This window comes from Nostoc sp. PCC 7107, assembly GCF_000316625.1.
Taxonomy (GTDB): Bacteria; Cyanobacteriota; Cyanobacteriia; order Cyanobacteriales; family Nostocaceae; genus Nostoc_B.
The window spans coordinates 5828210-5853276 of sequence record NC_019676.1; the positions used below are offsets into that span (position 1 = coordinate 5828210).

Here is a 25067-nt window from a genome sequence, read left to right on the forward strand (position 1 = left end):
CCTGAGAGAGTTTGAGACATTGTGACAATTTATACTCTTTTTTTGGGCTGTATCGAGAAAGAATAAACATAGGCAGGTTCTCTATAATTGCTTCTATTAAACTCCGAACTTGGTGTGAACACCAGAGTATGTTAAAGGAGTCTACCTAGACAATAACCTTCTTAACCAAGTATGCCTTGAGAAAGATGTGAATGTGTTATCAACCTTATAATAAAAAGAGTCAGAAATTATACTTAAAATGTCTTGCATTCTTGTAAGAAATACCAGTTGATTTTCGGCAAAATTAGGCAATAAATAGAGTTAGTTTCACAGAACAGCCGTGTTTACAGGATTAGTCCAAACTTTAGGAACCATCAAACCCTTAGCGGGCGATTCTTGGCAAATTACTTGTGTGAGTCAGCCATCTAATGTAATTATGCAGGATTTAGCTTACGGTGACAGCGTTGCTGTAGATGGTATTTGCTTGACTGTTGAAGAAATTTTAAAAGACGGGTTTATTGCCACCGCTTCCCCAGAAACGCTGCGTCGTACTACCCTAGGTCTTGAGGAAACCCAAGCAAGATATGTGAACTTAGAAGCTTCACTGCGAGTGGGTGGCAAAGTCGGCGGGCATTTTGTGATGGGTCATGTGGATGGTGTAGGTCGATTACTCACAGCAGAACAGACAGCGACTTCTTGGGAAATGACATTCACTGCACCTGAAGCGATCGCGCGGTACATTGTCCCTAAAGGCAGCATAGCAGTAAATGGCATTAGTCTCACGGTAGCCGCCTACGAACCAGAACTCTCACACTTCACTGTAGCTGTTATCCCCCTCACCTACGCTGATACTAATCTTCGCTATCTTGCCCCTGACAGTTGGGTGAATTTAGAAGGGGATATTCTTGGCAAATACGTGGAAAAATTGCTTTACCCTGACAAAAAACAGTCAACGTCTCCCAATGACTCAGGATTCAATGAAATTACACCCACATTTTTAGCAGAACACGGGTATTTGTAAAAAGTAAAAGTAGAAAGGCAAAAGATTTTTCTTTTTACTTTTGCCTTTTACCTTTTTACTTTTAACTTCCTGGTTCGCCAATTACTTGGGCTGTACGCATGGTTTGTATCAACTGACTTAGACCTGCTTGTAATTGCCCACCTGGGTCAACAGCAACCCATCCGTCTTGTGTGAGGTGACGTACTTCAAAGTGCAGGTGAGGCCCTGTGGAGTTGCCTGTACTACCAACTCGTCCAATGACCATACCTGGTTCTACCACTTGACCGGGTTGGACAAAGATTTCGGACATGTGACCATAAAGGGTTTGTTGGGCAGAACTGTGAGTCAGAATGACAGTTAAACCATAACCACCAAGCCAACCTGCTGTATCTACCTGACCTTTAGCTGCGGCGAGAATTGGTGTACCCATCGGCGCACCCAAATCTGTACCAGCGTGGAAACGGCGATTACCTGTTATGGGATGAATGCGCCAACCAAACAGCGAAGTAATTGTGGCTGGAACCGAAAGAGGATAGTTGATGCCAGCACCGCCACGATAGGCAATTGTATTGGTATATGGAATTTGCGGCAGAACTGATGCTAAGGGAATATCGTAAGTCACAGTACTTACACGAGGTGCCAAATTCCCTTCAATCATGGGTGCAGGTAAAGCACCAGCGCTGGGTGCAACAGGAGTGCTACTGATTCTGGTCGCACCGAAATCGTTGGGATTGGGGATAAACCGATTCGGACGAAAAGCCGTCTTGACTTCACCACTATAAGCAACGCCGTTATTGCCAGCCGTTATCCCAGTCCGTACTGGTGGAACACTAGCTAACTGAGCATTTTGACTTTTTTTGAGCCAAGTGGGGGCTGGTTTGCTTTCAGAGTTAGCTACACGCTGATTACCACCAGGTTGAGCTTGGTTACAAAAACCCAGTGATATAGCTTGTCCCGATGGCAAAATTGTGCGACAACCACTAGAACGTTCTGTGATGATTACAGAATTAGGTGCTTGATAAGTATTTGTAGCAGAACTGCCGTAATTGTTGGGGTCAATGTAGGCGTTGTTAGAGTCTTTGATTTTTCCAGTTGTCGCTTCAGTTGTGCTGTTCGAGTTATTAACTGGCTGGGCAACTTCTGGAAGTTTTTCTGGGATGGTGCGAGGCGCAACTGGTTTGATTACCTCTTCTCGTATACTTGGGCTTGGTTGAGCAACTTCCGGCTTGGGTTTGGCGGTGCGGACGTTGACTGGTTTTAGCTGTGGAGTTACTGCCGGGGTGCGTTGGCGAGTCGTAAAAACTGGCTCAACTGCTGTTTCAGTTTGAGGTTTTGACTGTCTAACAGGCTCTTTGGATTGTACAACCTCTGGTTTACGGAGTCTTTGGCTGAGGTTAGCTCGTCTTTGCGAAAATTCCCCTTGTTTCTTGGGGGCTTCTGGGATAACAATATCTTTTTTTATGAAATTTGTTTTACCTGTTGACTGGGAATTTTCTACAGGAACAATGTTATCTATGGATGTTTCTGTTTGGGCAAATACGAAGCCACTACTAAGCAGGCTGAAGCTACTTAGTAAACAGATACTCTGGGCTGGCAGGGTAGATACAAAACGTTTTTTCTTCATACCTTGCTGATTCGAGCCGTGGGAAGGATTATGGGCAGATGTATTGCGCTGCGTCATTGGTTCTCTCAGTTGTTTTAAATTTGCCTAAAGAGATGATGCCAGTGGTTTGTCTTGCCCAAAGAGCGAAATTAATAACAAACCTATAATGGGACAGAAGATTTACGGTATCCCAGACTGATTGTACCGGGTTCAATATAAAGTTCTGTTGTTTTTATGTCTGTTGTATCATAAGTTTCCATAGAAACACGTAATTTACCCTGAGAAGTAACGCCGACTACAGTGCCTGCCAAATCATTAACATATACCTTATCACCCACATTAGTTAGTAACTCTAAATAGCGCGACAAGAGTATGTTTACTCCTTCTTGGGCAAGGCACTCAATACCGGATTCTATCCCCCGTAAAACGGCGGAAGTGAGAATTTCCAGACAAGAAATCGGTTTTGTAGCGTAGGAGTCTTGCCACATTTCTAGGTTAATTCCGGTTTCGGGTACTGAGTTTATCCAGTTAATGCCAACTCCAATTACTGCTTGGGTAATATAACCGTTATTTATCTTAGTTTCTGTTAAAATGCCGCCTAATTTGCGACTATTTAAAACTAGATCATTCGGCCATTTAATTCCCACATCTACGCCACAATAACGCAGTTGGTCAGCAATGCCCCAAGCACTAGCAAGAGTTAATTGATAACTGGCACTAGCTTCTAGTTTAGGCGCGATCGCCATCGAAAGGTATAGCCCACCAGGATGAGAAATCCATTGTCGCCCCCATTGTCCTCTACCCGCCGTTTGTTGTGTGGCAATTACCACAGACCCAGGTTTTTCGCCTTGTGCTAACAAATTCCACAATGTTTGGTTAGTGGAAGTCACACTATCAAAAATATGCAGCGAAAATGGCGAATTGTTCCAGTTTTTTCCTGCTTTTAACGCTAATTCCAACTTTTGCCGATCAAATTCCACAGGCATGAACCGAAATCTCGTTGTTCAAGTTAACATTAATTGGCTGATTTTGATAAAAGGGAATAGGGAGTTGGGAGTTAGGAGAAAAAAATTATTTTTTCATCCCGTATCACCAAAACCTCATACTCAATACCCTCTATTTTGGTTAGGTTCAAGATGCACACTTGGCACTGGCGCAATTGGGAAGGACTGCCATACCTTACCTGTAGTCTTTTAGAAAATTGGCAACACGGCTTTTTTACTCACCAGTTCTGGCCGCGATCGCCACAAGATTTAACTCCTGTTTTGCACCCAGAAGCATCAACGTATCGCTTAAAACAGGTACATGGCAACACAGTTCTCACACCCCAAGAAGTTGACTCCCAAGTGAGGGAAATCGCCGCAGATGAGGAATCTGCTTTTGCCTCGGCTGATGGTTTAATTACCGAAGCACCTTTACAAGCTGTATGGGTTGCTAGTGCAGATTGTACACCTGTGTTAATTGGGGATGTGCGAACAGGACAGGTAGCTGCATTACACGCAGGTTGGCGAGGCACGGCGGCGAAGATTGTCCCCCAAGCTATCGCCCGATTACAAGCTCAAGGAAGTCAAGTACAGGACTTAAGAGTTGCTCTTGGCCCCGCGATCGCTGGTGAAGTTTACCAAGTCTCGATTGAGGTAGCTGCGGAAATCGGAGTCAGCATTATATCACATAAAGACACCCAAAAAATTGTTCAGGTGTTACATGAACTACCCAATTCTCCCTTATTAGCTGATCCAGAACCAGGAAAGGTAAGAGTGGATGTACGGCGGGTAAATACTTTGCAATTAGAAAATTTGGGGATTAGTGGCGAACAAATTGCGATCGCTCCTTATTGTACATATCAAACTCCTGAACATTTCTTTTCTTACCGCCGTGAACAACAGAAAAAAGTCCAGTGGTCAGGAATTGTTAGCGGGATAATTTGAAGTAAAATTCAGGAGTCAGAACAATATAATGCGATATTCAGCTAATTGAAAAATAATATTTTCAATCCAAAATTGCATGACTCCTGGATTCTGTCTATTATCAAATTTTCACCTGTTCTCTATATGCTTTTGGTGTTATGCCCATGAATTTACGAAACACATTAGTAAAATGACTCTGGCTCTGAAAACCAACTTGTTCAGAGATTTTTTCAATACTTTTTTCAGTTGCACTCAAGAGTTTTTTTGCCTGAGTAATTCGGCTATTAAGCACATATTGATGGGGTGCAAAACCTGTAGATTGTTTAAATAGGCGAGAAAAATGATACATACTCATTCCTACAACCGCAGCAATTTCCACCAAAGTCAAATCTCTTTCTAGGTTTTCATTAATATATGAAATAGCTTGACGTAATTTTCTGGGCGAAAGTCCTTTGTTATTTGAAAATTGGGGAATTTTATCGCTGGCTATTGAGTGGTGTTTCAGCAGGTGAATGCAGAGTGTGGTTTTGAGAGACTCAATATAAAGTTGGCTGCCCATACCACCTGATTCTAATTCTGACTTCAGTGCCAAAGCAATTTGCTGAATTAATGGTTCCGGTGCAGCAAAGTAAGGTGTTAACTCCACACCTTGTAAATCAACCGACTCTAAGATAATGCGATTGAAAAATGCCGGTTCCAAACTAAGAAGCAGAAATTCAGTTTGTGATGTCCAACGGGAAATATGATGGATGTTGGCGGGAATAATCGCTACATCACCATTAAAGATGTATTCCTCCTGAAAGCGTCCATCTAATACGCGTTCTGCTTTGGTTAAACGATGGGCTGTGTTAATAGAGATGATATGTTGTTGGGGCGAATGTTCGGGGGTTTCGTGGGCAGGCTGTTGGTGAATATCTAAACGAATACTGTCCCATTTAGCATGGTAACTAGAATTGGTGTGCGATCGCGGCAGAACTTCTGCACAAGCATCTTCTTGAGTAAAATCAACTTTTAAGATTGTCTCTTCCAGCATCATTCTCACCGCAGAGATAATTAATTTATGTCTAACGCTATACTGAAACCGTAAAATGAAAAAAGTGTTATTTAAATGAATTATTACGTAATATACGACGGAAATTGCAATCTCTGCGTTACTTTAGTGCAATTTTTAGAAACATTAGACAAAGGCAAGCTGTTTCTTTACACTTCTATGCAAGACGAACAACAACTTACGCATTGGGGAATAACATCTCAAGATTGTCAACAAGGAATGATATTAATTGATGCTGATGCCCCTGAACGACGTTGGCAAGGTAGCAATGCGGCTGAAGAAATTAGCAAGTTACTGCCAATGGGAAGTCTGTTTGTCGATGCTTACCGTGCTTTACCTGGGATGAAATGGGCAGGCGATGCCTTCTACAAAGAAATCCGTGATAATCGTTATACGCTGTTTGGCAAGCGTGCTACTACCTATCGATCAATATATTGTGTGGATGGTGGCTGCAAAATTGGTCATGATTAGTTTATGCACAGTTCTTGACAGTCTACTTTAGGGGGTTGGTATGACAGTAAGTAAGCCAGATTTAGAAATAACATCCCAAACGACTGATATCGTAGATGATATTGTGGACTGGGAACCCCCCATGCCACCCACAGATTTAATATTTGATGACGGAGAACCATTGGAGTCAAATCGCCATCGTATTGCCATGAATGTCTTAATTAGGTCATTGCAACAAGCTTGGGCTGACCGAAATGACTTTTACACAGGTGGTAATATGTTTATCTACTACAGCAGTACCCAAGCACGTAACAATGATTTCCGCGGCCCAGATTTTTTTGCAGTACTGAATGTTGATGGTACTATCCCCAGACAAGGTTGGGTCGTTTGGGAAGAAAATGGCCGTTACCCGGATGTCATTGTGGAATTGATGTCACCATCTACGGCGCGGGTTGATAAAGTGACAAAAAAAGAAATTTATCAACAAACCTTCCGTACCCCAGATTACTTTGTCTATGACCCCTTTGACCCTAATTCTTTGCAAGGGTGGCATTTAGATGCAAATCAAAACTATCAGCCTCTAACAGCAAATGAACACGGTTGGCTATGGTGTCAGCGTTTAAGTTTATGGCTGGGGACTTGGGACGGCACAGTAGACCGAGAAACAGCCATTTGGCTGCGGTTTTATGATGCTGATGGTAATCTTATACCTTTACCAGAGGAAGCTGCACAGGCAAAGGCTGAAGCCGCACAGGCACAAGCTGAAGCCGCACAGGCACAAGCTGAAGCCGCACAGGCACAAGCTGAACGATTAGCCGCCCGTTTAAGAGAATTGGGCGAAGACCCTGATATTTAATCATCAGTCTCTAAAATTTCAGACTTCAGACTTTTCATTAAACAGTTCTAAAATCTGCCGACAAAATTGTTTTAGCTTGTCGCCGATTTGTAGAGACGGTACAGACTCACCCACAATGTTCCAGTTTTCCACTGTCGAAAGTCGCCACGCTTCACCCCGATGATCAAATCCAGCTACTTCTATGCCAATTGCCCGACGTGAGTTTGTGATTGGATCTTGATGAAAGCGAATTTGAATTAATATACTACGACTCTGCCAGGATTTGCTGATTCCAGGAAAGTGAAACCCAATGTCTATCGAGTCTGGATCAACTAATTCTCTGGTTTCTGGGTCATTCTTCCAAGGTTTCAAATCCGATTTCGCATCAGGAAACTGGAATTTGAATAAATTCACTACCGTAGCAATCTTGCTGGCTAGTTCAAGGTTAGTTGCCTGTTCAGATGCGTTCACTAAAAAACACTCCTAAATAGTTAGTCAGCTAAGGGCAATTCGACGACAGAAAACAGCCAGAAAGCTTATCTTATTAGTGTTTCAGCTTATCAAGACGTTTTAAATTTCGCAACTCAAAGATTACCTTTCCTTAACAATTGCTTAAGTAGGAAGTGTGAAGTGTGAAGTATGAAATTTTTACTATATGAGCAATGATACCTAAGAAATCAGAAAAGTGTCTGACGTTGGATTAGTCTGAAAAAAATCTGAGAATTTTCCGCAAAATCATCTAATGGCTAGAACGATAAATCACCCTGGCGATCTAAAATTACACTGTTAGCTGGCAAACGTTAAAAAAAGTTAAGTTCAGGTTATGGCGCGTCAACGCTCGATTTTCTCAATCATTCTGGTATTCTTGGCTACATTCCTCATTAGTTGTGGTGGCCCTAGGGTCGCAGTTGCACCTCCAACTTATACAGCAGACCAAATTGCCCAAATTCAGGAATACGTGCCTGAAATTCAGACTGTGCGCGATCGCGCAGACGAACTCAAAGACCTCATCCAAACAAATGAGTGGATTGATGTGGGTAACTTTATTCATGGCCCAATGGCAGAAGCTAGACTGACCATGACTTACATCACGCCCCATCTTCTTCCTAAAGACCAAACCGCAGCCCGTCAAATTACCAAAGATTTACTTACCCACTTGGTAAAACTTGATCAAGCAGCTGGTAGAGGCAATAGTTTAGTTGCTTTGAATAACTACCAAGCCGTCTTTACAGATGTTGACAAATTTCTCCAACTACTGCCTGAAGGTAGCAAGCAAGCTGAGTCCTAACTAGTGATTCCTGAGTGATAAGTTATGAGTTAGAAGAAAAAAGGCTGAAGTATAAAGTCTGAAGTATGAAATGAAGAAATCCTTTTAGTGAGCTTTTTGACTTTTGATTTTTAACTTTTAAACGGCAGTTGCTACAACGGGGAGAACCCCGCAACGCACTGCCTCCTTTTGACTTCCGTCTTTTATTTCTAGCTCATAACTCCTCAATACCAAGCAATGAGTCATGTAATTATTATCGGTTGTGGCGTCATTGGAGCCGCGATCGCATATCACCTAAGTCAAGTAACAGGGTTGCAAATTACTGTGATTGACCAAAACCAACCTGCACAAGCTTCTACAGGTGCAGCCCTTGGTGTTTTGATGGGGGCTATCAGTCAAAAAATCAAGGGTAAAGCTTGGCGACTACGACAAACCAGCATTGAACGTTATGAAACCTTAGTTCCCGAACTAGAAGCATTAACTGGGCGGAAAATACCCTTCAATCGTCAAGGTATTCTTCATTTGTGTTGGGAAGCAGAAAATTTTGAGAATTGGGCAAAACTAGTGGAAATTCGCCATTCTCAAGGGTGGAATTTAGAAATATGGGACAGGGCGAAACTCAAGAGTATGTGTCCCCAAGTGAATAATGACAAAATTACTGGCGCTGTCTACTCCCCTCAAGACCGTCAACTTGACCCCACAGCCCTTACATTAGCCTTAGTAGAAGCCGCCCAACACAAAGGCGTAACTTTCAAATTTGGCGTGAATGTTTTAAATATCTCACCAAAATCAATCGCAACTACAGAAGGTAATATTGCTGCTGATTGGATTGTGGTGGCGGCTGGACTGGGTTCTACACTTCTGACAGCCCAGTTAAACCAAAAAGTTGATATCCGCCCTGTTCTCGGACAAGCATTACAACTGCACTTAGAAAGCCCCATCGGCAATCCTGAATTTCAGCCGATGATTACCTGTAATGATGTGCATATCGTTCCTATAGGTGGCAGAGATTATTGGATAGGCGCAACGGTGGAGTTTCCCACTAATGGCGACGAAATCCCACCTAATCATCAACTATTAGAGGATGTTAAACAACAAGCGATCGCCTTTTGTCCAGAACTCGCCTCAGCGACGATTACCCGCACCTGGGCAGGGTTGCGTCCCCGCCCAGAAGGTCGCCCAGCACCAATAATTGAAAAACTGCCAGGATTTAACAATATCCTCCTCGCTACCGGACATTATCGTAACGGTGTGTTACTAGCACCTGCAACAGCATCTGCGATTCGTGAGATGATTACTTCTCAGGATTGTCAATAGAAATTACCTTTGCGCGGCAGTTGCTACCCTGCGGGAACGCTTTCAGCGAACAAGTCGGCAAAACCGCCCAACGCACTGCCTTGTCTCTGCGTCTTTGCGTGAGAAAATACAAAACCTGTAGGAAAATAGCGTGTCTGTAACAGAAAATAAAGTAAAAATTGATTCGTTAGAGTGGTTTTATCGGGAAGCGGCACCGATTGGGCAAAGTGATTTAGTACCTGTAATCTTACTGCACGGAATAGTGTCTCAAAGTTATAGTTGGCGTAATATTCTACCAGCTTTAGCCAGTCAAGGAACACGAGCGATCGCACCTGATTGGATTGGTTATGGCTTTTCTTCAATGCCAGAAAAACGCGATTTTGCTTACACACCTGACGCATTTATTACCGCTTTATCAGGTTTTATTCAAACACTAAAAATCGAGAAATTTTCTTTAGTTGTCCAAGGCTTTTTAGGTTCTGTTGGCTTACAATATGCCTTACGTCACCCAGAACAAATTGCCAACATCGCTATTTTAAATGCCCCAATTTCCACTACTGCTAAATTACCTTGGAAAATCAAACAAATGGGTTTACCTTTAGCAGGTGAAATGATGACTCAAGACCCTTTATTAGTTGACCGCACCCTAGAAGGTGGTAGTCGTTATCGCATCGAAGATAAAGATTTGGATGTTTACCGCCGACCTTTTTTGAAAACATCGGCGGCTGGTAGAGGTTTGTTATCAACCATTCGTAATTTACAACTACCAGAAGCAATGACAGAAATTGAATCTGGCTTTCAAAAATGGGAAGAACCAATTCTGCTTCAATGGGGTATGATTGACCCTTGGTTATCCATAGACATAGCACAAAAATTTAGCGATTCTATGTCCAATGCAGAATTAGTAAAACTTAATAAAGTCGGACATTATCCGCAAGAACATTATCACAGCACAATTTTAGAAGACTTATTGCCCTTTGTCAGACGTGTGAATAAATAATCAGAAATAAATTTTGCAAAAATCGATATTATAAAAAATGAAACCATAGATAAATGCAGATAAATTATCTGTGTTTAATCAATAGCTAATTAGATGATTTGGCACAGTTTCTAATGCTATCGTAAGCCAATGTAGAAAAAATTTTGTTAGCTTACGATGTATTAAAGCCACCTTAATGGAGATGAGAATTCATGGCTTATTCTTGGTTTAAAGCATTTCATATTATTGGCATTGTTGTTTGGTTCGCTGGGTTATTTTATCTGGTGCGTCTGTTTATCTACCATGTTGAAGCCGAACAAGAACCAGAACCAGCACGCACGATACTGAAAAATCAGTATCAAATTATGGAACTACGTCTTTATCGCATCATCACTACTCCCGGAATGATAGTTACAGTAGCAATGGCGATAGGTTTGCTGAGTACCGAACCAGAGGTTTTAAAACAGGGTTGGTTACACTTTAAATTGCTATTTGTTGCCATTCTATTGGCTTATCATCATTACTGTGGTCGCTTGATGAAGAAGTTAGCGAAGGATGAGTGCCGCTGGACTGGTCAACAATTACGTGCTTTAAATGAAGCACCTACAGTTATGTTGGTGGTGATTGTACTATTGGCTGTATTCAAAAATAATCTGCCTACAGATATCACCGCTTGGGGGATTTTTGGTTTGATTATTTTTATGGCGGTTACTATTCAGCTATACGCCAAGAAACGCAAGCGTGATAAAGAACAATTAATGGCACAGATAAGCCAAGTTCCTCAAGAACAAAGTTAGAGAATTAGCCCTTTCACGGAAAATTTATGGACGATAATTCCTCTTTTCTCTGATATGAATTGAGAAGCTTAATTCTTTCGGGTGCGTTTAACTTTGTTAGCGCACCTCTACTTTATTTAAATTGGCATCAAGAGGTAATTGCACAATGCAAATTCAGCAATTATTTAGCAAACGAGTCGGCGTAATTGCGACAATGCACCACAAAGAAAAGGTAATTGCGCCATTATTAGAACAAGAATTAGGTATTAAAACTATAGTACCGCCTAATTTTAACACTGATGCTTTTGGAACATTTACCAGAGATGTAAAACGCGCGGGAACTCAACTTACAGCCGCTAAATTAAAAGCAGAAACAGCGTTAAACTTAACTGGTGAAAGTTTAGCGATCGCTAGTGAAGGTAGTTTTGTCCCTCATCCACTTGTACCATATATTTACTCTAATCGAGAAATTGTTATTTTATTAGATAAACAAAACGAAATAGAAATTATTGGCGAGGAATTTTCTATCGAAACTAACTTCAATCATCAGGTTGTTGAAAATCTCCCTGAAGCCTACGATTTTGCTAAAAAAGTGGGATTTCCTGAACATGGTCTTGTTATTTCCTGGAAAGATTCTGCTAAAAATAGCATTGAGATAATTAAAGGAATTACAACAGAAGTAAAACTACGAGAAACTATCCAAACAGCATTGAATAATTCTGTAGATGGTAAAATTGGCTTAGAAACAGATATGCGGGCGCTTTATAATCCAACTCGGATGAAGAATATTGCCAAAGCCACCTTAGATTTATTAACTAAAATTAAAAGCCTATGTCCACAATGTTCTGCACCTGGTTTTGCTATAACTGAGAAAATTGCAGGTTTATCTTGTGAAATGTGTTCTATGCCCACTAGTTTGACACTTTCAGTCATTTATCATTGTCAAAAATGTGGTTTTAAACAAGAAAAACTATTTCCTCATGGTAGAGAATTTGCTGATCCGGCACAATGTATGTATTGTAACCCTTAGTAATCTGGTTTGATTTTGAGTAGGGAGTAGAAAAGAGTATGATTTTGCTAACTCTGTAACCTCTAACCTTCTATTAAAAAAATCTCTCGCCACTAAATAGCAACGAGAGGATTCAAATTTATAGTTCGTCAGGTGATTGGAATAGTATCTTATTTAGTACTTATTTCGGTTATATTTATTCTTCCATTAGATAGAGAAATAATCTAGCTAATTCCTGATGTATGTATATACTAATACTGCAAGAAAATACATAATAAATTTAGAATTAAAATCTGAAAGTTAGTTTATAGTACATTCTATAAATTAGCTGAATAACAATATCTACTCTTTGAACATTACGTAATTCAACTCATTAGATAAGATGATCAGGTATTGAAAAAGCCCTACTGCTTTTCAAAAGCAAAAGGGCAGACGGTATGATGTGAGAAGCAAACTATTGGTTTACTGAAATATAAGTTAGCAAGGAAATGTGACAGTATTATCACATTTATATGAAAATTATGCGATCGCAAATAATTCTAGCTGCGGGCAAAAAATACCGCTGCCAAGACAATTAACCCCAAAAGCGCTAAAGGAACCCAAAGATTAGGCACATCAGACAAACTCATCACACAGTACTTTTACCATTCCGATCAGGGATAATTCCATTTATACAGCAAGCAGCCTGCATGGATAACGCACAATGACATCACAAGAAACAGTCATTTGGCTACAAGAACATACAACTTTAGGAATTCTCTCATCAGCGGCGTTGAATGCGATCGCCCAAGTTTTAGAAGCACGAGTCATATCACAAGGCAGTAATCTGGTTAGCGCAGGTATTCCCCCAGAAGGGCTTTACATCCTTAAAGACGGTCAAATTGAAAGCGATATCAGTAATAAAAGTAACTTCGCCCTCGCTTGTGGTTTTCTTCCAGGGGCAGTAATTAACCTGAAAGAACTGCTGTTAGATGAATTAACTCCATCTACAATTGTTGCGCTCACAGAATGCCAAATATGGGTTATCCCAGCTAGTGAATTTCGCACCTTAGCCAGCCAATACCCAGAAATTACCCAAGCCTTATCTCGCTCTTTAGCCCAAGAATTAGCCGAAGTCACATCAGCTTTAACTTACGAACAAGAACGTTCTGTGGCTTTGCGTCCCTATTTAGTGACTAAAGCGCAACGAGGTATTGTGGGTACGAGTCGCTATGCGGTACGTTTACGCGAACAAATACGAGAAGCCGCATCTGACCGCAAATCAGTAGAAATCTTCGGCGAACCAGGCTTAGAAAAGGATAATATCGCCGCCCTCATTCACTACGGTTCCCCGAAACGTCGGGAACCGATTATTAAAATCAATTGTGGCATTCTCCAAACTAGCGGTATAGACTTATTTGGTCGTGCAGGCGGCAAATCAGGCCTGTTGGAATGGTTAGGAGAAGGCACTTTAGTACTCAACAACATCCAAGAATTGCCCCCCGAATTATTACCAGCAATGGTGCAGTTAATCAAAACAGGCACTTATAACCCTGTAACTCGTACTGGCGAACCAACCGCCGCACCCCGTTCCAGTCAAGCCCGGATTTTGATTATTTCGGAAAAAACTCAATCTAAAATTGAACGTTGCGTTGGACGGGTGATTAAAGTGCCACCAGTGCGCGTGCGAAAAACCGATATTAAAGCACAGGTAGAATATTACATCAGTCTTTATGTGCGATCGCGCGGTCTGTCCAAACCCTATGTCACTCCAGAAGCCCTACGCCGCTTGCAGTCCTATGACTTTCCTGGGAATCTGAAGGAATTAAAAAATTTAGTAGAACGAGCAATTATTCAAGCCGGTACAAGGCAAGAATTAACCGAAGAAATTTTCTGGTCAGCCCAAACCAAGAAAAAAGAATTTCGCGTCAACTTGTTGAATTCCTATCCTGGGTTGCGAAAGTTCTTACGCAGTGACTGGTGGCCAGACCGGATTAACTATGGCTTGACTGTAGTAGTTTTTCCCATCCTCATTGCGGTGTTATTTGTGGGGCCGCAAACACGCGATCGCAATTTTGCTTTAAATTTATTTTGGGCTTGGTGGTGGCCTTTCTTTTTATTGATCTTTCCCTTTTTAGGTCGCGTCTGGTGTAGCGTCTGTCCTTTCATGATTTACGGCGAAATTACCCAAAAGCTATCTCTGTGGTTATTTCCCCGCCAACTCAAACGCTGGCCGCGAGAAACAGCCGAAAAATGGGGCGGATGGTTCTTATTTGGCTTATTTACCTTAATTTTCCTTTGGGAAGAACTCTGGCACTTAGAAAATACAGCTTACCTATCTGCTTGTTTGCTGTTGTTAATTACCGCCGGGGCAATGATTTTCTCCGCCATCTTTGAACGGCGGTTTTGGTGTCGCTATCTTTGCCCCATTGGCGGAATGAATGGTTTATTTGCCAAACTCTCTATGACAGAACTACGCGCCCAGCAAGGTATTTGTTCTGCTACCTGCACCACTTATCAATGTTACAAAGGTGGGCCGCAAAAAGGGGAAGGGATGGAAACCAATGGCTGTCCATTATATTCCCATCCCGCCCAGTTAGAAGATAACAGAGATTGCGTTTTGTGTATGACTTGTTTAAAAGCCTGTCCCCATCGTTCCGTTGAATTTAACTTGCGTCCCCCCGGAATAGAACTGTGGACAACTCATGTACCACGCAAATATGAGGTTGCATTATTATTTTTACTCTGGGGTGGTGTATATCTGCATCGTTTACCAGAATTGCAGTCATGGTTGGGTCTACAACTGGATTTAACTGATTTTTGGCAGCATTTAGGGTTATCACTCTTAGTTTTAATTATCCCCGCTGCTGTAACTTGGGTCGGACATGGTTTGATCAAGCTATTCAATTTTCAACGCAAGCCAAAATCATTCACCGAACTTGCATATAGCTACTTACCATTGGTGCTAGGCGGAAACTTAGCTCACTACCTACATTTAGGTTTGGCAGAAGGCGGGCGAATTTTACCCGTGACTTTGGCTACTTTTGGATTAAATAGCGAACATTTGCCTGTATTAATAGCACATCCAGCAGTTATTGACTTTTTGCAAGGCGCTACTTTAATTTTATCCGTGCTGTTAACTATAGTGTTAACGCAAAAAATAGCACGCCAACCGCTGCGATCGCTTTTTTGGCAACATTTAGCAACTATTGGGTTAGCAGCTAGTATGTGGGTATTAATAGTCTTTTAACTAGAATCACTTTATACATTCAATACCTAAAATTTAAAATCCGCCATTGAATTCAAAGATTGGATAAATTTTGAGTACGAAGTTTATTACTGCTTCAATTTTTGTTTATATTATCACTCAGTATAGATGTAGCTAGATCTCGATATCCTCATCAACTGTAACTTCTTATGATGTCAATACCTACTGTTAATCCTCAAGCAGGAGGTTATGCTGTAGATGCTTTAGCTCTTGCTAATCAACGTCCAGCAGCTAATTTTGTCAAACAGCCCTTACACAGATCAACCTCAAGCATCATAAAAAGATTAATAGACATTTTAGGAGCTATTGTTGGACTAATTATCACAGCTATTGTGGCAATTCCTATAGGAATTATCACCAAAATCACTAATCCCGGGCCAATATTTTATTCCCAAATTCGCTGCGGTATCAACGGCAAACCTTTTCGTATTTGGAAGTTCCGTTCTATGGTGGTAAATGCCGAGCAAATCAAGCATCTGGTAAAAAATCAAGCTCAAGGTCACATATTTAAAGCTGTTGATGACCCTCGCATCACTCCCATAGGTAAATTCTTGCGTCGTACTAGCTTAGATGAATTTCCCCAGTTTTGGAATGTTTTCAAGGGAGAAATGAGCTTGGTTGGGACGCGCCCCCCAACGCCTGATGAAGTAATACACTATGCACCGCATCACTGGGAAAGGTTAAAAGTTAAGCCAGGTATGACGGGAGAATGGCAAGTTAATGGACGTTCCAGCATCAAAGATTTTGAAACGATTGTAAAAATGGACGTTGATTATCAACGCAAGTGGTCGGTAGTTTATGACCTGATGCTGATATTTAAAACCATCTGGGTGGTATTGAATAAGAGTGGCGCTTGTTAGTTAAAATTAACCTTTCACACCACTACCTGTTTCAGTCGGTACGATGTAGCGTTGTAAAAACAGAAATAATATTAGTACTGGGGCGATGGAAATTATCGAACCAGCAGCTACTAAGCGCCAGTCTAACGAAAAAGTACCCGCTAATTTTGCCACGCCTAAAGGTAATGTGTAGAGTTTCTCGTCTTGAATGACAATTAACGGCCAGAGAAAATCACTCCAAGAACCAATAAAGACGAAAATTGCCAGAGTAACCAATGCAGGACGAATCGCTGGTAACATAATGTGCCACCACAAGCCTAACTCTGAACTACCATCCATCCGCGCCGCTTCTTCGATTTCTTTGGGTACACCTATAAAAGCTTGTCGCAGTAAAAAAATGCCAAAAGCCGAGGCTAAACTAGGAAACATCATTCCCCAATAGGTGTTTACTAAACCTAATTGGACTGTCAAAATATACAGGGGAATCATCACAATCTGAAAGGGAATCATGATTGTTGAGACGATCGCAATAAATATCCAGTCTCTCCCTGGAAATGATAGTCTGGCTAATGGGTAAGCAGCTAAAGCACAAAATAATAAATTCAAACCAACAGTCAGTAGAGAAACCAACGTACTGTTATATAAATATTGGGCAAATGGTAAAGATTGCCACACCGTAGCAAAGTTACCCAGTGTCGGTTGGCTGGGGAGTAATTGTGGCGGCGACTGTAATATATTTTCGGTGGGTGACTTCAACGCTGTACTAATTAACCAGAGTAAAGGAAATAGCGTGATAAGTGCGATCGCTCCTAATAAACTATAGGTAATCAAAATTTGCCAGCGCGAGTTTTTTAGTTGTAGCTTCATAAAATTTTCCTTACCTCTTGATAATTTAGGCTATTTAAGCCCCTCTCCGACGCGGAGAGGGGGTGGGGAGAGGTTCATAGAACAAAGTGTATTTTAAGGATAAATAAGGAATTTAGTTTCTGTCGCAATCGCTTGTAACGGTTTATCCCAAGTTTCTACAGGTAGTTGCGGCAAGTAAGCAAAATCAAATACTATACCTACAGTTGATTTATTTGCCCATTCAGGAGAACTGAGTAAGCGGTCATAATATCCACCGCCATAGCCCAAGCGATATCCTTGGCGATCGCAAGCTACACTAGGCACAAGAATTAAATTTACTTCACTAGGGTCTATAGTTGGCGCATCGGGATATGGTTCACTAATACCATAGTTGTTAATTTGCAGTGAGTCTCCAGATTGCCAAACATGCCAAGATAGGGAATTACCAACGCAGCGCGGAAATCCCCATTGATATTGAGTATTTGCAAATAAGGGACTTAAATCAGGTTCTTGGCGAAAGCTAAAATAAGCAAGTATTGTCTTTGCGTCATCAGAGTGAATCAAAGTTTGTAGTGTTGTACAGATGCGATCACTTTTTTCTCTCCATTCTGCAACAGACATCAATTGCCGTTTTTTCAGCAGTGTACGACGTAACTTAACTTTATCTAATTGAATATCAACTTCACACATAGAAAGTTCTTTTAACAAATAAATACTGCTGCCACATTACAAAGTTTCAATACTTGTAGGAACAGAATGAAACGTCCTAAAACAAATTTATCAATGTGCTTGTTGGCGTTCACGCTTTTTCCTAGCTTTAGCCCCTGCGCCTTCAATAGCTTCTTTAAGAGCAGCTTCTTTTTCATTAACTGAGTTATATATAGCAAGGTATTCAACAACTTCTATGTAACCATTTCGTGCAGCATAGAAAATGGGTTTATTTTCGTAGGAATCGATAACATTTGGGTTAGCTCCAGCTTTGACTAGTAACTCTACAGCTTTCAAATGACCACGACTTGCAGCTTCAAATAAAGGAGTCCAACCATCTTCATGAACGAAATTAACACTAGCGCCTGTATTAATCAAAATAGATATGATTTCATAATTGCCATTAGCGGCTGCTAAATGTAAAGGGGAAGAGACACTAATAGAGTTCGCACTTACTCCGCTATTCACTAGAAGAGAAACAACAGTTATCTTATTCAGGTGAGCAGCTAATTCTAATGGAGTCATACCCCACTTATCATCAGTCGATTCGAGATCCATACCTGAGTTTACTATTAGTTCAATCTTTTGAGTATCATCGGACTCTATCAATTGATGCAGCGTAATATACTTTCGTTCTGGAAAATTGGACAACTGGGATTTCCTCTCACATAAATTATGAAATAAAATACCCGACTTTTCAAAAAAGCCGGGTATTTGAACTTCTGCATTACAACGTCTATAAATATCCTATGCAGCGTTTTGACGATACCAATCAATGGTATTTTTCAGCCCTTCCCTAAAGCCAACTTGTGCAGTAAAGCCAAAAGCTTCCTTGGCGCGTTCTGTATCTAAACATCTGCGGGGTTGACCATTGGGTTTGTCAGTTTCCCAAACAATTTCGCCGTCAAATTCCATCAATTCGCAAATCAGGGTAATCAAATCACGGATGGTAATTTCATAACCAGTACCTAAGTTCACTGGTTCCGATTCATTGTAAAATTGAGTCCCCATGACAATTCCCCGCGCTGCATCTTCAGAATAGAGAAACTCGCGGGTAGGACTACCATCACCCCAAACCGGAAGTTGTTTATCTCCGTTAATTTGGGCTTCGTGAACTTTGCGAATTAAGGCGGGAATTACGTGAGAACTTCTGGGGTCAAAGTTATCTTCTGGCCCGTATAAGTTTACAGGTAGAAGATAAATCCCATTGAATCCGTATTGCTGACGGTAAGATTGCAACTGAACCAACAGCGCCTTCTTCGCCACACCGTAGGGTGCGTTAGTTTCTTCTGGGTAGCCATTCCAAAGGTCATCTTCTTTAAATGGCACTGGTGTAAATTTAGGGTATGCACAGATTGTACCCACACAAACGAATTTTTCTACTCCAGCTTGATGGGCAGCATGAATTAGCTGGGTTCCCATAATTAAGTTGTCGTAGAATAACTCTGCTGGCTTTTCGCGGTTGAGACCAATCCCACCGACGTGAGCCGCTAGGTGGATAATGATATCTTGTTGGTCAACTGCACGTTGACAGTTTTCCCAAATACGGATATCATATTCACGCGATCGCGGTACTGTAATTTTCGCATTATCAGCCCCAGCCTTACACAGCTGATCTATTACCTGGCGACCGAGGAATCCCGCCCCACCTGTGACGAGAATCCTTTTGTTTTTGAGTTCTAAGGCGGTCATATTTTTATCCTCAGAGGTGTAAATCAGAAGTGTAGAGCGCCCAATTCTTGACGAATAGTAGCAATATCTACAGGCATTGATGAACCATTGCCATTGGGTGAAGTGTGACCCAATGCTTGTAAATCTGCTTCCACCATGAGGGAGACTAATCCTTCAAAGGTAACTGAAGGTTCCCAACCTAACTTTTGTTTTGCCTTAGTAGGATCACCAATCAATAAGTCTACTTCGGCGGGACGCAGGTAGCGATCGTCAAACTCTATGTAATCTTGCCAATTAAGATTTACGTAACCAAACGCCAACTCCAAAAATTCTTTTACTGAGTGGGTTTCACCAGTAGCAATTACGTAATCATCTGGCTGGTCTTTTTGTAACATCAACCACATGGCTCGGACGTAATCTTTTGCGTAACCCCAATCTCGTTTAGCATCGAGATTACCCATGTACAGATTTTTCTGTTTACCAGCAACAATTCTCGCTACTGCTCTGGTAATTTTGCGGGTAACAAAAGTTTCTCCACGGCGTGGAGACTCGTGGTTAAACAAAATACCGTTACAAGCAAACAAATTGTAAGATTCGCGGTAATTTACTGTTTGCCAGTGAGCGTAAACTTTTGCACAAGCGTAAGGACTGCGAGGATAGAATGGCGTTGTTTCGCTTTGCGGTACTGCTTGGACTAAACCATACATTTCGGAAGAACCAGCTTGATAGAACCGGACTTCAGTACCAGTGCGTTGCTGATAATCTCGAATAGCTTCTAATAGACGCAGTGTACCCATACCCACTGCATCAACTGTATACTCTGGTGAATCAAAGCTCACCCTAACATGAGATTGCGCTCCCAAATTGTATATTTCGGTTGGTTGAACTTCTTCTAAAATTCGTCGCAGCGTTGTACCATCTGTCAAGTCACCGTAGTGAAGCAATAACCGCACACCATCTTTATGGGGGTCTTCGTAGATATGATCAATGCGGTCTGTATTGAAGGTAGAAGTCCGACGAATAATTCCATGAACTTCGTAACCTTGCTCTAACAAAAACTCACTTAGATATGAACCATCTTGACCAGTAATACCAGTAATCAACGCTCGCTTAGTTTGCACCATGCTCAATTATCCCTTGTGATTTTTGATCTGTATAGTTCCAGTCCAATTGATACAACCTAGCAGCTAATGGCTAAATTGCCTAATGGGAAACTTACGGGTCTTAATTGATAGCAGAATTTTGCTGTAAACAAATATACTTAATTAAGAATTATTTAACAAGTCAATTTTGAGTAGATTAACTCATTAATGAGAAAGAATTTTTAATATGTTGTGTAAATTTTACCAAAACTTTATATAATCTTGATTTTTGTTAAGTCTAAATCAATTGAAGATTTGAGGTATTTATTTATTAGGTTTTTGGCATGGAGACTGAGAAAAACTAAAACTATAAGAATAAATATGGATATTTCAATAGGGGCATTCATTGCCCCTATAATCAATGTTGATTCTTGCTCAGTAAGCTCCGTTATTTTTAGGCATGATGACCACATCAATCGTTTTCAGTATTATCCACAAATCAAGCCAGAAATTCCGAAATTTGACGTAGTGGAGGTCTATTTGAACTCTTCTGGGGTAAGGTATGTCATTACGCCCTGAAACCTGCCACAAACCAGTGATTCCTGGACGGATTGTTAATATCTGACCTATGTGATTACCGTATTTTGGTAATTCTTCTGCAACTAGGGGGCGCGGCCCGACGACGCTCATGTCTCCTTTTAAAACATTCCAAAACTGGGGAAATTCGTCCAAGCTAGTAATACGGAGAAATCTACCAATTGTGGTAATTCTGGGGTCATGTTTCAGCTTAAAACTGCTTTCAAATTCTTGACGCAACTGGGGCGATGTTTCCATCATTTGCACGAGTATTTCATCTGCATTGCTCACCATTGTGCGGAATTTAATACAATTGAAGCGTTTGTAGTTTTTACCTACCCGTTCTTGGACATAAAAAATTGGGCCTTCTGAGCTTAATGCAATCAGCAAGGTCAAAATTAAGTAAAGGGGAAAAAACAAAATCAGTACTGAGAGCGAAAACCCGATGTCGAATAGTCGCTTAACAAACTCTCCGTTTAAAGCCTGAACAGACAAACCCTTGGATTTTACCTTGGGTGTCTTGGTTTTTTTACTACGTTTTAAGAAAGTACGCGTAGACGAGCTAGCGTCTTGCCGTAGGCTTCGCTTGCCGGAGAGGAGTGAGCTCTGGGCAGTCATCATACTCCTTAATAATCCACACCACACATAGTCCCAATCTTAAAGCCAAAATGAGGTGCTTCTGGAGGGAAGTTCCAAAAGCATACACAATTTCAGTACACAAATTTCGACCATTTTTCTAAGTATGGTCTGCTTTGGTGGCACTTGTTGAGAAAATCTAGATAACGTTGTGCAAAAACTTGCGGTGAAAACTGGGCAACGTGCGATCGCAAATACTCAGGATTGATGGCATTGCGATACATTTCAAATTTTTCCACTGCCTCTGTCAAGGCTGCTACTGTTTGCTCTGGAAAAAATATACCAGTTCCTTGTTCTTTGTGCGATCGCACATCTCGCACAGTTTCTAAAGCACCCCCAGCCCCATAAGCAATTACTGGCGTACCGCAAGCTTGTGCTTCTACTAAGGCAATGCCAAAATCTTCACAAGCTGCATACACAAATGCCCTGGCCTGCGCCATATATTTTTTTACTACATCATCAGGCTGCCAACCCAGTATTTTAATGTTAGAGTTGGCTATTTGGCGAATTTTTTCCATTTCTGAACCTGTACCAATTATGACCAATGGTAACTGCAATTTATTGAAAGCTTGGACAATTAAAGATACTTGCTTATAGCTAACTAAACGGGAAACAGTCAAGTAAAAATTTTCTTTTTGGAGAAAAAGCGGAAAAGCTTCTACATTAACTGGTGGATAAATAACTGCGGCTTCTCGTCGATAGCAACGCCAAATTCTTCTCGCTGTGTGCTGGGAATTGGCAATAAAGTAATCAACGCGATTGGCACTTAAGACATCCCACTGGCGTAGCTGATGTAGTAGATACTTTGTTAGCCACCCTGGTAAACCACTACCTAGTTTACTTTGCTGGAGATAATCAAAAGTCAAGTCCCAGGCATAACGCATGGGACTGTGACAGTAGCAAATATGCAGCTGGTCAGGGGTAGTTATAACTCCTTTAGCTACAGCATGAGAAGAAGATAAAATTACGTCATATTGACGCAAATCCAGTTGTTCAATCGCCAAGGGTAGCAAAGGCAAATATTTTTGCACTCCATTCCTCGCAAAAGGAAAGTTTTGTAAAAAGGTCGTACCAATTTGACGTTTGTACAAGTAACTTTCAGGATTACTGGATTCAAAGTCAATTAGGGCATATAAATCAGCATCAACGTGATTCAGAATCTCTTGTACAACTAGTTCTGAACCACCGGTGGCTTTAGGTGTTAACCACTCATGAACCAAAGCATATTTCAAAGGCACAGTTAACTTGAGTAGGTGAAAAATATAGTCAGACAAATTGTGAGTAAGCGCCCCAGATTGAACTTCTGACGGAATTCCAGCAAAAGTGGTTCCAGAGGGATGCAGCAACCTGATAACCTCAAGTTGGGGCTAGGGACTAAATAAAGTCAAAAATCAAAAGTAAAAAAGTAAAAGACTCTTTTGTTTTAACTTTTGCCTTTTTACTTTTAACTTCCTAACCTCTAGCCTCTCTATTAGCAACTGGTATAAAAGGGGAACTTATGCGAATTTTAATCATGGGTGGCACTAGGTTCATTGGTGTTTACCTAACTCAAATATTGTTGGAACAAGGGCATGAGGTGGTACTGTTCAATCGTGGTAATCGTTCTGTACCGTCAGGAGTAGGACAAATTATAGGCGATCGCACGGATGCAGCACAGCTGAAAGAAAAATTATCACAAGAAAATTTTGACATCATTTTTGACAATAATGGTCGAGAACTCAGTGATACTCAGCCATTGGCAGAAATTTTCCAAGGTAGAGTGCAGCAGTTTATTTACATGAGTTCGGCGGGGGTATATCTCAAATCTGACCAGTTACCTCATGTTGAAGGGGATGCGGTAGACCCTAAGAGTCGTCATAAGGGTAAACATGAAACAGAAGCCTACCTGGCGGAAAAAGGCTTACCTTTTACTTCAATTCGCCCAACGTATATTTACGGGCCGAGTAACTACAACGAATTAGAAGGCTGGTTTTTTGATAGAGTTGTGCGCGATCGCCCAATTCCTATTCCAGGTAATGGATTACACATCACCCAGTTGGGTCATGTGCAAGATTTAGCAACTGCTATGTCTTTGGTGATTGGCAATCAAAAAGCGATTGGGCAGATTTATAATATTTCTGGCGATCGCTTTGTGACTTTCGACGGTTTAGCCCGTGCTTGTGCTGTAGCAGCTGGCAAATCACCAGATGCAATTAAAATAGTTCACTACGACCCGAAAAAGTTTGATTTCGGCAAACGCAAAGCTTTCCCGATGCGCGTTCAGCATTTTTTCGCATCAGTACAAAAAGCGCAAACAGAATTAAATTGGCAGCCGGAGTATGATTTAATTTCTGGGCTAACAGATTCCTTGAACAATGATTTTTTAGCTAGTGGACGAGATAAGAAAGAAGTTGACTTTTCTGTAGATGAAGAAATTTTACAAACTGCTTGACAAAGTGCTAAGTGCTGAGTGCTGAGTAAGGTAAATTTTTATAGCTGATTTGGATCAATACCCAGTTCTTGTAGCTTGGCAGCTAGTATTTCAACTTTTGCAGCTAATATTTCAACTTGTTGGTTTTCCTGCTCTACAGGAGTAGGAATCCAATTTCCATCTGCATCATACCAACGTAACCAAAATCGCTCAATTCCTTGGTAAGTTCCTTGCCAAAGTCCTAATCCCAGTTGCAAAGTTGGCATCCAAATTCTTGGTTTAGTTAAATTTATTTCACTGTAGCGGTCTGCAACTAAGTGGAAAGCCTGTAATTTATCAGTGTAACGGTCAAAGACAATATAGTAAGGAACCCGCAAAATCTGTTCGTAAACTTCCCATTTCGTAGGCGGTTGGTTAACTTCTCTAAGAGTTTGTCCCAAATCTTCTTTTTCTGTTCCTGGAGACAGCAACTCTACCACAACAAAAGGGGCGACACCTTCTTGCCAAATCACATAACTTAAACGTAAATCTTTTTGTTCATAGAGGCGAGAAACACCTACAACCGCAAACCAATCTGGGCGCTTGTACCATAATGGATGCTGAGTGTCATAGTAGAGGTTTAAGTCACTAGCTGTAAATACCTCGTTTGCTTGATAATTTGGTGGAAAAAACGTTTCGCGCAGCAGTTGGGGTTGAAAAATGTGGAATTCGTCAGGCAAGCCAGGTTCCTTTGGATCTTCACTCTTAAGATCATACATTGTAGGGAGAGTTTCTTTTGCTGGGCGAGGCGGTTCTGTTTGATACATAACTACTCAGGGGATAAAAATAAATAGAAATTTTATCTAGGGGGTTTATATAAACCTACTTATACAAGTTAAATTATATATCAAATTTTAAGGA

At 41.1% G+C, this 25067-nt stretch carries 24 protein-coding genes; 12 read left to right on the forward strand and 12 right to left on the reverse strand.

Annotation, left to right across the window (positions count from 1 at the left end; translation table 11 throughout):
• Positions 1–319: 319 nt before the first annotated feature.
• Positions 320–1000, forward strand: a complete 681-nt coding sequence (locus NOS7107_RS24810; protein WP_015115691.1) for a riboflavin synthase — start codon at positions 320–322, stop codon at positions 998–1000.
• Between the two features lie 61 nt (positions 1001–1061).
• Here NOS7107_RS24810 and NOS7107_RS24815 read toward each other — a convergent pair whose 3' ends face one another.
• The gene (locus NOS7107_RS24815) at positions 1062–2660 is read right to left on the reverse strand and encodes a M23 family metallopeptidase (RefSeq protein WP_015115692.1); all 1599 of its coding nucleotides are present in this window, start codon (positions 2658–2660) and stop codon (positions 1062–1064) included.
• 83 nt (positions 2661–2743) lie between these two features.
• Positions 2744–3562 (reverse strand): biotin--[acetyl-CoA-carboxylase] ligase, encoded by an 819-nt coding sequence (locus tag NOS7107_RS24820; protein ID WP_044501125.1) that lies wholly within the window; start codon positions 3560–3562, stop codon positions 2744–2746.
• A gap of 156 nt (positions 3563–3718) precedes the next feature.
• On the opposite strand from NOS7107_RS24820, the gene pgeF reads away from it, so the two are divergent.
• Positions 3719–4510, forward strand: a complete 792-nt coding sequence (gene pgeF, locus NOS7107_RS24825; RefSeq protein ID WP_015115694.1) for a peptidoglycan editing factor PgeF — start codon at positions 3719–3721, stop codon at positions 4508–4510.
• Positions 4511–4610: 100 nt separating this feature from the next.
• Here the strand turns inward: pgeF and NOS7107_RS24830 are convergent, their stop codons facing one another.
• Complete coding sequence (locus NOS7107_RS24830) at positions 4611–5525, reverse strand: helix-turn-helix domain-containing protein (protein ID WP_367579682.1); 915 nt, start codon at positions 5523–5525, stop codon at positions 4611–4613.
• A gap of 72 nt (positions 5526–5597) precedes the next feature.
• Between NOS7107_RS24830 and NOS7107_RS24835 the strand changes: the two genes are divergently transcribed.
• Positions 5598–6011, forward strand: a complete 414-nt coding sequence (locus tag NOS7107_RS24835) for a thiol-disulfide oxidoreductase DCC family protein (RefSeq protein WP_015115696.1) — start codon at positions 5598–5600, stop codon at positions 6009–6011.
• Between the two features lie 121 nt (positions 6012–6132).
• On the forward strand, positions 6133–6846 hold the full coding sequence (locus NOS7107_RS24840; RefSeq protein WP_253274566.1) for a Uma2 family endonuclease: 714 nt from the start codon (positions 6133–6135) through the stop codon (positions 6844–6846).
• Positions 6847–6864: 18 nt separating this feature from the next.
• On the opposite strand, the gene NOS7107_RS24845 is transcribed toward NOS7107_RS24840, so the two are convergent.
• Complete coding sequence (locus tag NOS7107_RS24845; protein WP_015115698.1) at positions 6865–7296, reverse strand: hypothetical protein; 432 nt, start codon at positions 7294–7296, stop codon at positions 6865–6867.
• 352 nt (positions 7297–7648) lie between these two features.
• On the opposite strand from NOS7107_RS24845, the gene psbQ reads away from it, so the two are divergent.
• The 7 genes from psbQ (at position 7649) to NOS7107_RS24880 (ending at position 16259) form a co-directional block, all read left to right on the forward strand.
• Positions 7649–8113: a photosystem II protein PsbQ gene (gene psbQ / locus NOS7107_RS24850; protein ID WP_015115699.1), complete on the forward strand. Its 465-nt coding sequence runs from the start codon at positions 7649–7651 to the stop codon at positions 8111–8113.
• 216 nt (positions 8114–8329) lie between these two features.
• Positions 8330–9409: an FAD-binding oxidoreductase gene (locus NOS7107_RS24855; protein WP_015115700.1), complete on the forward strand. Its 1080-nt coding sequence runs from the start codon at positions 8330–8332 to the stop codon at positions 9407–9409.
• 130 nt (positions 9410–9539) lie between these two features.
• A complete protein-coding gene (locus tag NOS7107_RS24860; protein ID WP_015115701.1) occupies positions 9540–10388 on the forward strand; it encodes an alpha/beta fold hydrolase in 849 nt (282 codons plus the stop codon).
• Positions 10389–10579: 191 nt separating this feature from the next.
• A complete protein-coding gene (gene hemJ / locus NOS7107_RS24865; RefSeq protein WP_015115702.1) occupies positions 10580–11164 on the forward strand; it encodes a protoporphyrinogen oxidase HemJ in 585 nt (194 codons plus the stop codon).
• A gap of 145 nt (positions 11165–11309) precedes the next feature.
• On the forward strand, positions 11310–12173 hold the full coding sequence (locus NOS7107_RS24870) for a DUF6671 family protein (protein WP_015115703.1): 864 nt from the start codon (positions 11310–11312) through the stop codon (positions 12171–12173).
• A 682-nt stretch (positions 12174–12855) separates the two neighbouring features.
• Complete coding sequence (locus NOS7107_RS24875) at positions 12856–15381, forward strand: sigma 54-interacting transcriptional regulator (protein WP_015115704.1); 2526 nt, start codon at positions 12856–12858, stop codon at positions 15379–15381.
• 170 nt (positions 15382–15551) lie between these two features.
• The gene (locus NOS7107_RS24880) at positions 15552–16259 is read left to right on the forward strand and encodes a sugar transferase (RefSeq protein ID WP_044500326.1); all 708 of its coding nucleotides are present in this window, start codon (positions 15552–15554) and stop codon (positions 16257–16259) included.
• A gap of 6 nt (positions 16260–16265) precedes the next feature.
• Here the strand turns inward: NOS7107_RS24880 and NOS7107_RS24885 are convergent, their stop codons facing one another.
• The 7 genes from NOS7107_RS24885 to NOS7107_RS24915 all read right to left on the reverse strand — a co-directional run bounded on the left by NOS7107_RS24885 (position 16266) and on the right by NOS7107_RS24915 (position 22995).
• Positions 16266–17105, reverse strand: coding sequence for a carbohydrate ABC transporter permease (locus tag NOS7107_RS24885; RefSeq protein WP_015115706.1), 840 nt, complete (start codon positions 17103–17105; stop codon positions 16266–16268).
• 93 nt (positions 17106–17198) lie between these two features.
• Positions 17199–17774, reverse strand: a complete 576-nt coding sequence (locus NOS7107_RS24890) for a 5-formyltetrahydrofolate cyclo-ligase (protein ID WP_015115707.1) — start codon at positions 17772–17774, stop codon at positions 17199–17201.
• Positions 17775–17864: 90 nt separating this feature from the next.
• Entirely contained in the window at positions 17865–18443 is a 579-nt protein-coding gene (locus NOS7107_RS27275; protein ID WP_015115708.1) for an ankyrin repeat domain-containing protein, read from the reverse strand.
• A 96-nt stretch (positions 18444–18539) separates the two neighbouring features.
• On the reverse strand, positions 18540–19484 hold the full coding sequence (locus NOS7107_RS24900) for a GDP-L-fucose synthase (RefSeq protein ID WP_015115709.1): 945 nt from the start codon (positions 19482–19484) through the stop codon (positions 18540–18542).
• A gap of 23 nt (positions 19485–19507) precedes the next feature.
• Positions 19508–20587 carry a GDP-mannose 4,6-dehydratase gene (gene gmd / locus NOS7107_RS24905; protein WP_015115710.1) on the reverse strand — a complete coding sequence of 360 codons (1080 nt, stop codon included), beginning with the start codon at positions 20585–20587 and terminating at the stop codon, positions 19508–19510.
• A 393-nt stretch (positions 20588–20980) separates the two neighbouring features.
• Complete coding sequence (locus NOS7107_RS24910; RefSeq protein WP_015115711.1) at positions 20981–21739, reverse strand: sugar transferase; 759 nt, start codon at positions 21737–21739, stop codon at positions 20981–20983.
• A gap of 92 nt (positions 21740–21831) precedes the next feature.
• On the reverse strand, positions 21832–22995 hold the full coding sequence (locus NOS7107_RS24915; RefSeq protein ID WP_044501131.1) for a glycosyltransferase: 1164 nt from the start codon (positions 22993–22995) through the stop codon (positions 21832–21834).
• A 260-nt stretch (positions 22996–23255) separates the two neighbouring features.
• Between NOS7107_RS24915 and NOS7107_RS24920 the strand changes: the two genes are divergently transcribed.
• A complete protein-coding gene (locus NOS7107_RS24920) occupies positions 23256–24188 on the forward strand; it encodes an NAD-dependent epimerase/dehydratase family protein (protein ID WP_015115713.1) in 933 nt (310 codons plus the stop codon).
• Between the two features lie 38 nt (positions 24189–24226).
• Here NOS7107_RS24920 and NOS7107_RS24925 read toward each other — a convergent pair whose 3' ends face one another.
• Positions 24227–24973, reverse strand: coding sequence for a Uma2 family endonuclease (locus NOS7107_RS24925; protein WP_015115714.1), 747 nt, complete (start codon positions 24971–24973; stop codon positions 24227–24229).
• Positions 24974–25067: the final 94 nt, after the last annotated feature.